This window comes from Verrucomicrobium spinosum DSM 4136 = JCM 18804, assembly GCF_000172155.1.
Lineage (GTDB): Bacteria > Verrucomicrobiota > Verrucomicrobiia > Verrucomicrobiales > Verrucomicrobiaceae > Verrucomicrobium > Verrucomicrobium spinosum.
Genome location: NZ_ABIZ01000001.1, coordinates 1,662,020 through 1,676,546 on the forward strand (window position 1 = coordinate 1,662,020; position 14,527 = coordinate 1,676,546).

At 62.7% G+C, this 14,527-nt stretch carries 8 protein-coding genes; 5 read left to right on the forward strand and 3 right to left on the reverse strand.

Features of this window, described 5'->3' with window-relative positions; all coding sequences use genetic code 11:
* Positions 1-27: 27 nt before the first annotated feature.
* The gene (gene metE, locus VSP_RS06585) at positions 28-2,388 is read right to left on the reverse strand and encodes a 5-methyltetrahydropteroyltriglutamate--homocysteine S-methyltransferase (protein WP_009959552.1); all 2,361 of its coding nucleotides are present in this window, start codon (positions 2,386-2,388) and stop codon (positions 28-30) included.
* Positions 2,389-2,460: 72 nt separating this feature from the next.
* Between metE and VSP_RS06590 the strand changes: the two genes are divergently transcribed.
* Positions 2,461-3,396 carry a LysR family transcriptional regulator gene (locus tag VSP_RS06590; RefSeq protein ID WP_009959553.1) on the forward strand — a complete coding sequence of 312 codons (936 nt, stop codon included), beginning with the start codon at positions 2,461-2,463 and terminating at the stop codon, positions 3,394-3,396.
* A gap of 1,430 nt (positions 3,397-4,826) precedes the next feature.
* Positions 4,827-5,297, forward strand: coding sequence for a transposase (locus tag VSP_RS06595; RefSeq protein WP_009959554.1), 471 nt, complete (start codon positions 4,827-4,829; stop codon positions 5,295-5,297).
* Positions 5,298-6,414: 1,117 nt separating this feature from the next.
* On the opposite strand, the gene grpE is transcribed toward VSP_RS06595, so the two are convergent.
* The gene (grpE, locus tag VSP_RS40715; protein WP_081452428.1) at positions 6,415-11,370 is read right to left on the reverse strand and encodes a nucleotide exchange factor GrpE; all 4,956 of its coding nucleotides are present in this window, start codon (positions 11,368-11,370) and stop codon (positions 6,415-6,417) included.
* A 120-nt stretch (positions 11,371-11,490) separates the two neighbouring features.
* Between grpE and VSP_RS06625 the strand changes: the two genes are divergently transcribed.
* Positions 11,491-12,303 carry a hypothetical protein gene (locus VSP_RS06625; RefSeq protein WP_198141334.1) on the forward strand — a complete coding sequence of 271 codons (813 nt, stop codon included), beginning with the start codon at positions 11,491-11,493 and terminating at the stop codon, positions 12,301-12,303.
* Positions 12,304-12,377: 74 nt separating this feature from the next.
* Positions 12,378-12,818 carry a nucleoside-diphosphate kinase gene (gene ndk, locus VSP_RS06630; protein ID WP_009959563.1) on the forward strand — a complete coding sequence of 147 codons (441 nt, stop codon included), beginning with the start codon at positions 12,378-12,380 and terminating at the stop codon, positions 12,816-12,818.
* A 118-nt stretch (positions 12,819-12,936) separates the two neighbouring features.
* Here the strand turns inward: ndk and VSP_RS06635 are convergent, their stop codons facing one another.
* Positions 12,937-13,350 carry a TM2 domain-containing protein gene (locus tag VSP_RS06635; protein WP_009959564.1) on the reverse strand — a complete coding sequence of 138 codons (414 nt, stop codon included), beginning with the start codon at positions 13,348-13,350 and terminating at the stop codon, positions 12,937-12,939.
* Between the two features lie 317 nt (positions 13,351-13,667).
* Here VSP_RS06635 and infC point away from each other — a divergent pair, with 317 nt between their 5' ends.
* The gene (gene infC / locus VSP_RS40505) at positions 13,668-14,513 is read left to right on the forward strand and encodes a translation initiation factor IF-3 (protein WP_081452429.1); all 846 of its coding nucleotides are present in this window, start codon (positions 13,668-13,670) and stop codon (positions 14,511-14,513) included.
* The last annotated feature ends 14 nt before the right edge of the window (positions 14,514-14,527 follow it).

The window sequence follows — 14,527 nt, forward strand, 5'->3', positions numbered from 1 at the left end:
CTCCACGGTCTGCGGGGTGGGGCGGGCTTAGACGGCGGCAGGCTGGGCCGCGCGCAGCGTGCGGGCGGCCGCCACCATGTGGATGAGGGAAGGTTTCACCTCCTCCCACCCGCGGGTCTTCAATCCACAGTCCGGATTCACCCAGAGATTGCGACGGGGCAGCACGGCCTCGGCCTTGCTCATCAGTCGCACCATCTCCTCCTCAGTCGGCACGCGCGGGGAGTGGATGTCATACACACCCGGCCCGATTTCGTTGGGATACTGGAAACCAACGAACGCGTCCAGCAGCTCCATGTTGGAGCGGGAGGTCTCGATGGTGATGACATCGGCATCCATGTCCGCGATGGACTTGATAATGTCATTGAACTCCGAGTAGCACATGTGCGTGTGAATCTGGGTGTCATCCTTCACCCCGCTGGCGCTCAGGCGGAAGGCCTTGACCGCCCAGTCCAGGTAGTGATCCCAGTCATGGCGACGCAGAGGCAGCCCTTCGCGGATCGCGGGTTCATCGATCTGGATGGCAGCGATGCCGGCCTTTTCGAGGTCCACCACTTCATCCCGGATGGCCAGGCCGATCTGGTGGGTGGTCACGGAGCGCGGCTGGTCATCGCGCACGAAGCTCCACTGGAGGATCGTCACCGGGCCGGTGAGCATGCCCTTCATGGGGCGCTTGGTGAGGGACTGGGCGTACTCAGACCAGTAGGTGGTCATGGGTTTCGGGCGGCTCACATCGCCAAAGATGATCGGCGGTTTCACATAGCGGCTGCCGTAGCTCTGGACCCAGCCGTTGCTGGTGAAGGCGAACCCTTCCAGGTTCTCGCCGAAGTACTCCACCATGTCGTTGCGCTCGAACTCGCCATGCACCGGCATGTCGATGCCGATCTCATCCTGCCAGGCCACGCATCTGGCGGTTTCCTCCTTGAGGAACTGGTCATAAGCCTCGTCACTCAGCTCGCCTTTTTTCCACTGGGCGCGCGCCTTGCGCACCTCGGCGGTTTGGGGGAAGGAGCCGATCGTGGTCGTGGGGAACTCGGGCAACTGCAGCTTGGCCGCCTGCTGCTGCTGGCGGGCAGGGAAGGCGGAGGCCCGCTCGTAGTCAGAGGCCTGCACCGCGGCCAGGCGGGATTTCACCGCCTCGTTGTGGATGCGCTTGCTGGCCTTGCGGGAGGCGGCGGCAGCCTGGTTGGCTGCCAGCTTGTCGATTGCGCCGGTGCCGTCCAGGAGCTGGCGCAGGTCCACCACCTCGGCCAGTTTCTGATCAGCAAAGGCCAGCCAGTTCTTCAGTTCATCATCCAGCTTGGGCTCATTCGCCAGCGTGACGGGGGAGTGCATGAGCGAGCAGGACGGGGCCACCCACAGTCGGTCGGCTCCCACTGCGGCGCGGGCTTTAGCGAGCACTTCCAGGGAGGCGTCGTAGTGGTTCTTCCAGATGTTGCGGCCTTCCACAATGCCCACGGAGAGGATCTTGTCCTGCGGGAACTTGGCCAGCACGGCGTCGATGTCCTCTGCGCCGCGCACGAAGTCGAAGTGCAGGGCCTCCACCGGGAGGGCCAGGTAGGCATCCAGATTGCCACGCACACCACCGAAGTAGGTGGTGACGATCAGTTTGGCCGAGCCTTTGGCCTTGGAGAGGCGCTCGTAGCTGCTCTTCAGCGCGGCCAGTTGTTTCTCTGTGAGATCCAGGGAGAAGACCGGCTCATCAAGCTGGATCCACTGTGCCCCGGCGGCGGCCAGCCGGCTGATGACCTGCTCATAGACGCCCAGCAGATCGTCCAGCAGCGTGAACGGGTCGAAGTCGGGATGGTTGACGTCTTGAACCTTGCCGAGGGAGAGGTAGGTCACCGGTCCCACGAGCACCGGCTTGGCATTGATGCCGAGCGCTTTTGCTTCCGCGAACTCGTCAAACACCTTGGTGCTGCTCAGGGTGAACTTCGTCTCAGCCCGGAACTCCGGCACAATGTAGTGGTAGTTCGTGTCAAACCACTTGGTCATCTCACTGGCATAGGTGGAGACGCCCTTGCTCTCGCAGCCACAGTCAGCGCCGTGCGTATGAGCCACGGGGGACGCGCCCCCCTGGGTGCCGCGGGCCACAGTGAACACCGTGTTGGCATCCGTCTGGCCGCCCTGCCACTGGAACCGCGGGGGCACGTTGCCCACGAGGCAGCTCAGGTCGAGCGTCTGGTCGTAGAAGGAGAAATCGTTGACCGGAATCAGGTCGATCCCTGCCGCCTGTTGTTTCCTCCAGTTGGTCTCCCGCAGCTTCCTGCCGGTGGCCAGCAGCTCGTCCAGCGCCAGCCTGCCCTTCCAGTAGGACTCAGTGGCCTTTTTCAGTTCACGTTGCTCTCCGATGCGCGGGTAGCCGAGGGTGTGTGTTTTGATCGCAGTCATGAATCGGAAGCATTCAACCGTCTTGCGGTTTCATCCAATTCATTGTATTGAGGCTTCGCATTCATCTGATTTATGATTTCCGGAACCTCATCCACCCTGGAGTTTCGTCATCTCCGCACCATCTCGGCCATTGTGGACACGCACAGCCTGTCCAAGGCGGCGGAGCGTCTGCACCTCAGCCAGCCTGCCGTGTCGCACCAGGTCCGGGTGATGGAGGAGCTCTGCGGGCTGCCACTCTTTGAGCGCAAGACCATGCCGGTGAAGCTCACGCCTGCCGGGCAGCGGCTGCTGGAACTGGCCCGTTCCATGGAGCAGCAGATGGCAGATGCAGAGCGGGATCTGGCCAGGATCGCCGGCGGGAGCACCGGCCAGCTCCGGATCGCGGTGGAGTGTCATTCGTGCTTCGACTGGCTCATGCCGTCCATGGATGCCTTTCGTGAACGCTGGCCCGAGGTGGAGCAGGATCTGGTTTCAGGGTTTCACGCTGATCCCATCGGCCTGCTTCATGAGGACCGGGCGGATCTGGTCATCGTCTCCCATGCGATCAAGCGGCCTCACACCGCCTACCATCCGCTTTTCCGGTATGAAGTTTCCGCCTTGCTGGCCAAGGAGCATCCGCTGACCCGGAAGCCGTATCTCACAGCCAGGGACTTCGCTACAGAAACGCTCGTGACCTATCCCATTCCGGATGATCGCATTGACGTGATGCGCGAGGTGCTGATCCCGGCGCGGATCGATCCCGCCAAGCGTCGCGCCACGGAGCTCACAGTCGCCATTTTGCAGTTGGTGGCCAGCCGTCGCGGCATCGCTGCCATGCCCCGCTGGGCCATCCAGCCCTTCCTGGATCGCGAGTACGTCGTCGCCCGGCCCATCGGCAAAAATGGCCTGCAGAGCGCCCTGTACGCCGCCACCACCGAGACGCTCGCCAAGGTGGCCTGGATGTCTGATTTCCAGCAGATCATGCGCAGGGTGAGCTTTGCTTCGTTGCAGGGGATCAAGGCGTTCTAAGAGAAGACACCAGACATAAGACACCAGACTGCCAGACACCAGACATCAGACTTGAGGGGGAGGGGGCCGTCGCTGGGTTGCGACACCATCGACACCCTTTTTGAAGGTTTTACGAAAATCGTCTATTTGGCGTGTATTTGGCGTATGGTGTTGGATCTGAGGCGGATGTGTGGAAAATAAGGGCGGTGTTGAGTAAGGTTGGAGCAGGGTAGGTGAGTGGATAGTCTCCACTTGGCCAAGGTGTGGGTGGTCTCCTGAACCCCCGGCGCTTCCGCCTGGGGGAAAGCGGCAGTGGTCCGGGCCAGGGGAAGAGGCTATCTGCTGCACCCCTCCAAGGGCCTGGGTCATCCAGCGGTGCCCAAGTAGATGCACATGATATATGCCAGTTTTTGGCGTATGATCCTCAAAATGAGTACTATATGTAAAATAGTCGTTAATAGTCGTTTTTCGTAAAAACTCCAAAAAGGGTGTCGATGGTGTCGCAGAAGAGGGGGGACTGCATGCGCCAGTTCCTTGGCAGGCACTAGCTGAAGCGTCTGAGGGCCTCGCCTTCTCGACGACCTCATCAAGTTTCAATAGGCCAGGCTGGTTGAATTCGGGGTCGGGAACAGAGCACCCAAAGACCTTCGCACACCCAACCCACCCCGGACACCCTGTAGGGCAAGCGCCCCGCTTGCCGCGCGCCACCCCTGACTGAGACAACCGGAGCGGTCGCCCTACAACCCAGGGTGGTTGAATCCGGGGTCGGGAAATGAGCCCCCAAAGACCTTCGTACACCCAACCCACCCCGGACACCCTGTAGGGCAAGCGCCCCGCTTGCCACGCCCCACCCCTGACTGAGGCAACCGAAGCGGTCGCCCTACAACCCAAGATGGCTGGATCCGCGGACGAAGACGGAACCCCCAAAGACCTTCGCGCCCCCAACCCGCCCCTGACGCCTGTAGGGCAAGCGCCCCGCTTGCCACGCGCCACCCCTGATGAGGCAACCGAAGCGGTCGCCCTACAACCCAGGGGGGTTGAATCCGGGTCTGGTAAAAGAACCCCCAAAGACCTTCGCGCCCCCAACCCCCCCCGGACACCCTGTAGGGCAAGCGCCCCGCTTGCCGCGTGCCACCCCTGATGAGGCAACCGAAGCGGTCGCCCTACAACCCAGGGTGGTTGGACGCGGGTTGGGGAACAGAACACCCAGAGACCTTCGCACACCCAACCCACCCCTGACACCCTGTAGGGCAAGCGCCCCGCTTGCCACGCGCCACCCCTGATGAGGCAACCGAAGCGGTCGCCCTACAGACCCAGGACATCCGGCCACTCGTTCAGAAAAAGAACACCCAACGGTCTCTGCGCTTTGCACCTCCCGTCGCGCCAAAAATCTCCGGCGGCACCTCCACCAACCCCTTGCGCAAACTTCAACTCGTTGCTATCGAAAAATCATGGCGCATCCGCCCCGTATTCCCGTGCTCTTACCTGTGGAAAAGGCGGTGATTTATTTCATCACCTTTTGCGTGCAAGATCGACACAAGGTGCTGGCCAATCCGGAGGCTATGACCGCCTTCCTCGATGCTGCCAACCGGATGGAAGGACGTTGGATTGTTCGCTCTGCAACGTTGATGCCCGACCACATCCATGTGCTGGCTGTTCCACATGATCGCTATGAATCCGTGGGCAATTTCGCGGGAGCTATCAAACGGTGGATGCGCCAATCCTTGGCTGCGAAATGGGCATGGCAAACCGGGTGTTTTGATCGGCTTTTGCGCTCGGCAGAATCGGCCGACGCCAAGTGGCACTACATCAGGGAGAATCCCGTGCGCGCGGGTCTGGTGAAGCACTGGCAGGATTGGCCCTATCACATCGGTGTCGATCCAGAGGAACGGCAGGAGTTGCCGTTCGTGATCGAGGCCTGACTGAGGCAACCGAAGCGGTCGCCCTACAACCCAGGGGGGTTGGATCCGGGGTCGGGAAATGAGCCCCCAAAGACCTTCGTACACCCAACCCACCCCTGACACCCTGTAGGGCAAGCGCCCCGCTTGCCGCGCCCCACCCCTGATGAGGCAACCGAGGCGGTCGCCCTACAACCCAGGGTGGTTGGACGCGGGTTGGGGAACAGAACACCCAAAGACCTTCGCACACCCAACCCGCCCCAGACGCCCTGTAGGGCAAGCGCCCCGCTTGCCACGCGCCACCCCTGACTGAGACAACCGAAGCGGTCGCCCTACAACCCAGTGTGGTTGAATCCGGGGGCGGGAACAGAACTCCCAGAGACCCTCGCACACCCAACCCACCCCTGACACCCTGTAGGGCAAGCGCCCCGCTTGCCGCGCGCCACCCCTGACTGAGGCAACCGAAGCGGTCGCCCTACAAACCCAGGGTGGTTGAATCCGGGGTCGGGAAATGAGCCCCCAAAGACCTTCGCGCCCCCAACCCCCCCCCGGACACCCTGTAGGGCAAGCGCCCCGCTTGCCGCGTGCCACCCCTGATGAGGCAACCGAAGCGGTCGCCCTACAACCCAAGGTGGTTGAATCCGGGGCCGGAAACAGAACACCCAAAGACCTTCGCGCCCCCAACCCCCCCCGGACACCCTGTAGGGCAAGCGCCCCGCTTGCCACGCCCCACCCCTGACTGAGGCAACCGAGGCGGTCGCCCTACAACCCAAGGTGGTTGGATCCGGGGTCGGGAACAGAGCACCCATGACTCTTGCGCGCCCAACCCCTGCCCCGGACACCCTGTAGGGCAAGCGCCCCGCTTGCCGCGCGCCACCCCTGACGGAGGCAACCGAAGCGGTCGCCCTACAGACCCAGGGTGGTTGAATCCGGGGCCGGGAACAGACCCCCAAAGACCTTCGCTCACCCAACCCGCCCCAGACACCCTGTAGGGCAAGCGCCCCGCTTGCCACGCGCCACCCCTGACGCCGCAGACCTCATCACGGCCTAACAAACCTCCCACGCTGCCTCCCTCCGCTCCCGCAACCGACGGGGACCGTCGGACTAAGCGGCGCGCCGGGTGGGGCACCGCCCGGCAAGGCTACTCGCTGGAGGTCTTTACCTCCACTTTGCGGAGGACGATCTCGCGCCCGTCTCCCGGTGCGTAGAGGTAGCCGGGCCGGTAGCATTCCGTCACGCGGGTCTTCCCGGTGCCGCTCCGGTTTTCCACCACCGCGATGCGCTGGCGCAGGGCAATGTCCACTTCCGTGTCGGGGCGGACCTTGAACTCGGTGACACCATGCTGGGCCAGGATGTCCTCAAAGGAAGCCCGCAGGGTGCGCAGTTGCTGCACGACCCCGGCGGGGTTGGGTTCGCGCTCGTAACGCTGGATGAGATTTTCCACGAGATCGAGCCGCTTGATGACATCCCCTGCGAAGAAGATGATCGTCTGCTCCTCTGTGCTGGAGGAGAGCTTGTGTTTGAGCTCCTCATGCTTCTCCAGCAGCTCCCGGTTGCGCTCCTTCATCCGGGAGACCAGCAGGGCCTCCTCGGCGCGGATCTCGTTGGCGAGCTTCTTCTTGACATCCTCGGCATCGCGGCTGGCCTTGTCGAGGCTCTTCTGTACATCGGTCTCCACTTCCTCGCGCTCGTGCCGCAACTGGTCCAGGCGCTGGTTCTCCTTCTTCACCGTTTCCTGAAGGCTGTTCAGCCTGACCTGAAGGGAGAGCTCCAGCTCCGAGAACTGGCTCAGCCGGGCCTCGGCGTCACGGCGGCGTGCCTCTGCCTGCGATGTGGCCTCATGGAGGGAGAGGATCCGGTCGCCGCTCTGTGTGAGTGACTGCATGCGGTTCTCCGTCTCCAGCAGGCGTGCCTGCGCTTCCAGCACGAAGGACTCATGACTGGAGTGTTGTTTCCTGAGGGCCTCGATGCTGGCGCTGAGGCCGGCCTCCTCCTCATGCAGTTGTTTGAGGTAGAGTTCGTGCTTTTCAGACGCGTCAGCGAGCAGCTTCTCGTGCTCCTGAATCCTGGTCTGCAGCTCGTTGAGCTTCTGGCCCGCCGTGGTGCCCGCATCCAGCACTTTTTGAATGCTCTGCTCCTGGTTTTCGATCGCGTGCTGCAGGTCGGCGAGTTCGCGTTCCCGCCGCGCCTTCTCCTCTACCAGGGCGGCGCTTTGCTCCGCCAGCTCCGCCAGCTTCTTCTGGGTGTTGGCGGCTTCTTTGGCGAGGTTGAGCGCCAGGCTTTCTGCCTCGCTGCGCTGGCCCAGCAGGGTTTGCAGGGTGGCCTGGGCGGCGGTCATCTCGGCATTGAGCTCGGGCATGCCGGCGCGGATGGCTTTTTCCTCATCGATGGTGGCCTGGAGCTTGCGCTCCAGTTGCACGAGTTCGACCTCCTGGGTGTTGATCTGCGCGGTCAGCGCGTCCGCCTTCTGCTGCACTTCCTGGAGCTGGGCCTCCCCACTCTCCAGCCTGCGGGTGTGATCCTCCAGGCGGGAGCGGCCCAGTTTCTCCTGTTCTGCGACCGTGATGACCTCACGGCGCAGCGTTTCACGCTGCATTTCCAGGTCCACGAGTTTCTTCTCCTCCGCATCGCGCTGCTTTTCAGCAGCTTTCAGGGAGACCAGAGCCTGCTGCAGACGTTCCTCGATCTTCTCCAGTTCGGCGAGCCGCTCGTTGGCAGCGGCCACGCGGCCGTACAGGCTCTCCAGCGTGCGCTCGGCGCTGCCGATCTCGCTCTTCTTCACCGCGAGGGAGGTGGTGAGCACCTGGATCTCACTGCGAACGTCCACCGTTTTCGCGTCGAGCTGGGCGCGCTCAGTCCGGGAGCGCTGCAGCTCGCGGGTGGCGGTTTCCAGGCCTGCACGGGTGGACTCGAACTGTTGCCGGTCTGCCTCCATGTCGGCCTTCATCTGGGCGGTGGCGGCTTCTGTGGACTCCTTGTCTGAGAGGAGCTGCGCCAGCAGGGCCTGTTGCTCCGTGGTTTTCTGGTTCAAGGAGTCCAGCGTCTCCCGCACCGTTGCCAGTTTCTGCTCTGTGTCGGCCTGTTCGGCCAGCTGGGCCTCCAGGGAGGCGGTCTGCCGTTGCAGTTCGGTCAGACGGGAGTCCAGCTCCGCCACTTCTTTCTTGCGGGTACCCAGCACCAGGGTGGCGGACTCTGTCTCCAGATGAAGGCTTTCCAGGCGTTTCGTCTGGAGGGTCTCCTCCTCGGTCATACGGGCCAGGGCTTCCACCAGCACGACGTGACGCTGGGTGGTGCCCTCCAGCTCCTTGCTGATGGCTTGCGTCTGCTCGCTCAGACTGGCGTGCTCGAGTTGCTTCGTCGCGAGGGTCTCCTGCAGGGCGGTGGTCGCCTTTTCCGCCTCGCTCTTCCGCAGTTCAGCATCTTCCAGTTGTTTCCTGGTTTCGGCCAGGCGGGCTTCCACCTCTTTGTGGTCGGAGAGGTGGATTTCGAGCTGGGAGGACTTTGCCAGGAGATCCTTCAACACCGCGTCGGTGGAGGCCCGTTTTTGTTCGAGCTCGTGGAGGAGTTTCTCGTGCTCGGCCTGCCGGTCGGTGAACCGTTGCTGTTGCTCCTTGGCAGCGGCTTCCAGTTCTTCGTTTTTTTTGCGGGAGTCCTCCTGGGTGATCTGCAGGAGCTCGATGTTCTCCTCCAGGCTGGCCTGCTGCCGGGTGAGGGTCTGCACCAGGGTGTGCTGGGCCGTGCCCCGCTCCAGCAGGTCCTTGAGCGTCGTTTCCTTGGCCTCACGTTGACCCGTCAGTTCCAGAAGCTGTGCCTCTTCCCGGGATCGTTTTTCCGTGATTTCCTCGAGCGACCTGGTCGCTGCTTCCAGTTTGGATTCGCAGGCCGCGAGTTCGGCGAGCCGTTGATCAGCGCCTTCTTCCCTGGAGCGAAGGACGGCAAGTTTTTCCTCAATCCGCTTTTCTTCGGTCTCCAGGTTCCCGATGGATTTTTCCAGTTCTGCTTTCTGGGCGGCAAGTTTGGCGGTGGTTTCTTTGGCCCGGGCATTTTCTTCATCCAGATGCTGGCGCGTGGACTGGAGTTCCGAGTTGAGCGCCTCCATCCCTTGTCTGAGGGACTTCTCCAGAGCACTTGCCTCTTTGAGGGCCTGCTGCTTCTGGGCGAGCGAGGTCTCCAGGGCAGCTTGCTCCTCATTGACCCCCTGCATGGCCGGTTCCGGGCGGTTTGGCTCAGGGGAGGCCAGGGGGGCGGGCGTCGGGGAACTTTCCACGCTGCCGCTTTCCGCGGGTTTGGGAGCGAGGTTTTGGGGCTTGGCAGAGAGATTCAGGGCAGGCGGCGGAGAGACCACTTTCTCCATCATGGTGTCAGCGGAGATCACGCCTTGGCGGGGCAGTTGCGCGTCAGCGGGCGAGGGTGGTGGTGCGGATGGGCTCACTGCGGTCGGCGGCGGTGAGGGAGCGGAAGCTGAGGCGGGAGGAGGTGAGGGTGGCGCTGCGGGGGAGGAAGGCTGGGGGGTGGACACGGGAGAGGTGGGGGCTGCGGGGGCAGCCGTGGCCCCTGAGGAAGGGGCGAGCGCTGGCGATGGCGGTGGCGGGGCTGCTACTGAGAGGATGGGGGGGAGGGCGACAACCGGAGCTTCCACTGCGGATGCCGCAGGTGCTGGCTTGTCGGCGGTGGCCGTGGGCGCAGTCGAGGGAGAGGTCGAGGTCTCGGCGTTCGGCTTGGGTGGGGTCACCGCCAGGGGCGTGACGTCCACCGTCGCGGTGGTGACCACGGGGGCCACCAGCACTGGCGCAGTGGCGGGGCTGATCTTCACGGCGGACGCCGCGACGGCTGCATGAGCCTTTGACTGGGATTCAGGAGTGGGGGGAGGCACGGTAACCGAAGCTGGCGCGGGGGCAGGTGCTGGCTGGGGGGCAGGCACAACGATCTGTACAGGAGCAGGAGCAGGGCCAGATGATGGGGGAACTGGTCGGCCCGGGACGGGGACTTGTGTTCCTGGTGAAGGAACGGCAGGCCGAGCCGGTATGACGGGGCCAACGGGACGCTGCGGAGTTTGTGGTCCTGGGACTGGGCCGGGCGGACGGGCACCACCTCCAGTGGGTACTTGGGGCCCGGTGGGACGGATCGTGGCCCCAGGCGGGCTCACCACCGGGCGCGTGGCGGGACCTGCGGGTGCAGGCGGCCCCGGGCGCTGGGCCCCTGGTGGGGGAGTGACGGGTTTTCCCGTGGGGGGAGCCGTGGGGCGTCCTGGCACCTGTGCTACGGGCTTGCCAGGTGTGGGAGCCATGGGTTTGCCGGGCACGGGCATTCCCGGTTTTGCGGCCACCTGGGCACCGCCGTGGACAGGTGCGGCTGGTGCGGCTGGTGCGGCAGGTGCGGCAGGTGCGGCAGGTGCGGCAGGTGCGGCAGGTGCGGCAGGCATGGCAGGCATGGCAGGCATGGCAGGCATGGCAGGCATGGCAGGGCGGGCAGGGCCTGCGGCGGGACCGGGAGGCAATGGGCGGGGGCCGGCATTCTGACCGGGAATGGGGGCCCTGGACCCACCGGGTGGCAGGGGCAGGTTGGGCCTCGGTGCCGCCCCCGCGGGAGGCACCAGATTCGGCGCAGGCGGAGGGGCGGTTGCCCCGGCTGGGGGAGATCCAGCGGTGCCAGAAGCCAGTGCAGGGGCAGGGGCGACAACAGGGGCTGGCGCAGGAATGGGGATGAGCTGGGTGGAGCGGTGACCGCCTTCCAGAGATTCTGCATCGCGGCGTTTCTCCTCAGCGGAGGACGTGCCTCCGCGGGCCTCCCGCTCGCCACCCGGCAGCTTGGTGTCCCGGAACCGGGCTTCGAGATGCCCAAAGTTGACCTTGTCGCCAGGTTTGAGGGTGGCCCGCTTCACCCGTTCATCGTTCACAAAGGTGCCGTTGGACGAATTGAGGTCCACCACTTCATAATGCCCGTCAGCCTGCCTGAGCAGTTCCGCATGGAAACTGGAGATCCCTTCGTTTTCGATCAGGATTTCGTTTCGAGCATTGCGCCCGAGGCTGAGCCGATCTTCGACCAGGTCGAAAATGAACTCGTTTCCGTTGTTGAGATTAAACGCCAGATAGGGCATGGGACACTGGGCTAGGCGAAGACGCCCATTTTGGGCTGCGAGCTTGCGTAAGGAAAGAAATCCAGCGGTGAGTTGCTGGGAGACTCATTGAAAATGATCGTCACTCCTACTGCCAGAAAAATGAAATTTGGCTTTAATAATATCTTTGTTCCAGGGCGGGTATCGGGCTTGGTCCTCTTCCTCTTTACCACCGTCCTTGCCATTTCGGCTCACGCTCAGAATCTCTCCCAGCCGCAACTGGAGCGCATCGGGCGCAGGATCTGGCAGAACGAATGCGCTGGCACCGTGGAGGGGCTCACCAGCTGGAACAAGGGGGAGTACTTCGCCTCACTGGGGATCGGGCACTTCATCTGGTATCCTGCCGGAGTGCAGGGCCCGTTTGAGGAGAGCTTCCCGCCGCTGGTGCGCTGGCTCCAGCAGACGGGGGCCCCAGTGCCTCCGTGGCTGCTGAAGACTCCCGACTGCCCGTGGACCTCCCGCGAGGCCTTTGAGCAAGACCGCAACTCCCCGAGGCAGAAGGAATTGCGGAATCTCCTGGCCAGAACCGTGGCCCAGCAGACCCAGTTCATCATCCACCGGCTCGCTGCGGCCACGCCCAAGTTCAAAGCCGCAGCAGGCAAGGCTGCGCCTCATGTGGAGCGGAACGTGGCCCTGCTCCAGCAGTCCGCGGCAGGCAACTTCGCGCTTATCGATTACGTCAATTTCAAAGGAGAGGGGCTCAACCCCAAGGAGCGGTACAACGGGCAGGGCTGGGGGCTCCTCCAGGTGTTGATCGAGATGCGTCCGACAGATGCCGATGGGGCACCCGCTGCCTTTTCAGAGGCGTCCAAACGGGTGCTCACCCGGCGGGTGCAGAATGCTCCCGCAGAGCGGAAAGAGCAGCGCTGGCTGGAAGGGTGGAAGAATCGTTGTGAAGGCTACAAGTCCGCCTGAGGCGAAATCGCCCCAGAATCCCCTGTGGCATCTTGCTTGACTCCCCGGATGCCTTGACCTAAACACTCCGCCCCATGGCCGAACAAACGACCCTCATCCTTCTCAAGCCCGATTGCGTCTCCAAAAATCTCTGCGGCGAAGTGCTCAAGCGCTTTGAAGGAGCCGGTTTCCAGATCCGTGGCCTGAAAATGCTTCAGCTGGACGACGCCGTCCTCGCTGATCACTACTCCCATATCGCTTCCAAGCCCTTCTTCCCGGATGTGGCGGACTTCATGAAGAAGACCCCGGTGGTCGCTCTGGCGCTCGCAGGTGAGAACGTCATCGAGCAGGTGCGCGCCCTCCTCGGGCCGACGGACTCCCGCAAGGCTGACAAAGGCACCATCCGTGGCGACTTCGGTGGCGACATGATGGTGAACGTGGCGCACGCCTCCGACTCCCCGGAAGCCGCCGCGGCAGAGCTCAACCGTTTCTTCAAGGACGGTGAGATCTTCACCTACACGAAGATCTCCGCCTGATCCCAGGCCGTCAGAGGCCCTGCACGCCTCTGGCCATCAATGATTTAAACGAAAAACGGGCGGATGGCGTGTGCCATCCGCCCGTTGCGTTTCCTGGCTATTTATAAAATGGGGATGATCAGGCCGCTCCGGAAAGGAGCTCGCGGTTCCGCTCATCCACCTGCTGGTTCAGGGTGCAGTAGTCCCAGGCATAGCCGAAGCCGACGAGACCGCCGGTCAGCGCCCAGATGATGCCTGTGACCCACTTGCCCATGTAGAAGCGGTGAATGCCAAAGATGCCCAGAAAGGTCTGGAGCACCCAGGCCACCGAGTAGTCGATGGGGCCGGACGTGAACTTCAGATCGGCCTCCCGGTCCATCTTGGGGATCAGGAACAGGTCAACGATCCAGCCAATGAGGAAGAGGCCGAAGGTCAGCATCCAGATGATGCCGCTCACCCGCCGCCCATAATAGAAGCGGTGCGCGCCAAAGAAGCCAAAGATCCATAGCAGGTAACCAACGGTTTTGCTGTGTGTACTGGAGGTGGTGTTCATTGAGGGGGGGGGCAGAATTGTCTGCGGCATCAATTTAGTGCACCAACGCGATGAACCCAACCGAAACTGGTCAGGATCGAATACGAAAGAAAATTCACCTTGCCTTCTGTCGAAAAGGGTGTATTCCTACCTGTCTGGCACATAAGGGCGTATTTGACTCGGCCCGCCAGGGATAATTTTTCAGCATGTCGTTCAACATTTCGTTCCGCCGCAGCCTCATCCGTTTTGTACAGGATGTGAAAGAGTTGTCGGCTCGCGTATGTTAAGTGTGTTCCGTATGGTACTCACTGCGTCCATGCCCATATGCTTTGGCATCCATGTTGGATGTCTTTTTGCCATTAACTCACCGGAGGTGCGTCATCAACCCTAGCTTCAATAACAGACCACGACCAGGCTTCAACCGTGGAGGCCGGTTCCAGGACCAAACCCGCGTCAACGACCGTATTCGGTCTCCGAAAGTCCGTGTCATTGACGGTGCCACGAACCAACAGCTCGGCGTGTTGCCGACAGGCCAGGCCGTCCGCATGGCCAAGGAGCGCGGGATGGATCTCGTGGAAATCTCCGCTTCCGCCGATCCACCGGTCTGCAAGATCGTGGACTACGGCAAGTACAAGTACGAGCAGGAGAAAAAGAAGAAGGAGTCCGCCAAGGCCCAGAAGGGTGGCAAGCTGAAGGAACTCAAGTTCCGCGTCGGCATTGATCCGCACGACTACCTCATCAAGATCGCCCACGGCGAGGAATTCCTGTCCGAGGGCAACAAAGTCCGCGTCCAGCTCCAGTTCAAAGGTCGCCAGATGGCGCACCAGGAGATTGGGTTCCAGCTCGCCAGACGCATTCGCGAAGACCTTCTGACCATGGGCCATGTGGACCAGGATCCGAAGATGGCTGGCCGCAACATCAACATGCAGATCTCCCCGTTGCCCGAAAAGCAGCGCCAGCGGAAGTTCGCCAACTTCAAGCATGGGAAGTTCCTTGACCCAGAGGAAGAGGACAACACGCATGAGGAGCACGATGAGGATGACCACATCCTGGAAGCCCATGAGGAAGTGGAAGCTACCAACGGGGAAGCGCCACCCCCTGCGCCTGCGCCCGCGCCCAAGCAGAACGGCACCAAGCCGAAGCCCAGGCTGGTGATCGACCCCTCCAACGTGGACTCAGCGTAGGATCAGGAGAAATC

Coding starts and splice junctions, on each gene's coding strand:
- infC (WP_081452429.1), top strand. CDS start 13,668: ATGTTGGATGTCTTTTTGCCATTAACTCACCGGAGGTGCGTCATCAAC.
- VSP_RS06625 (WP_198141334.1), top strand. CDS start 11,491: ATGAAATTTGGCTTTAATAATATCTTTGTTCCAGGGCGGGTATCGGGC.
- VSP_RS06635 (WP_009959564.1), bottom strand. CDS start 13,350: ATGAACACCACCTCCAGTACACACAGCAAAACCGTTGGTTACCTGCTA.
- ndk (WP_009959563.1), top strand. CDS start 12,378: ATGGCCGAACAAACGACCCTCATCCTTCTCAAGCCCGATTGCGTCTCC.
- VSP_RS06595 (WP_009959554.1), top strand. CDS start 4,827: ATGGCGCATCCGCCCCGTATTCCCGTGCTCTTACCTGTGGAAAAGGCG.
- grpE (WP_081452428.1), bottom strand. CDS start 11,370: ATGCCCTATCTGGCGTTTAATCTCAACAACGGAAACGAGTTCATTTTC.
- metE (WP_009959552.1), bottom strand. CDS start 2,388: ATGACTGCGATCAAAACACACACCCTCGGCTACCCGCGCATCGGAGAG.
- VSP_RS06590 (WP_009959553.1), top strand. CDS start 2,461: ATGATTTCCGGAACCTCATCCACCCTGGAGTTTCGTCATCTCCGCACC.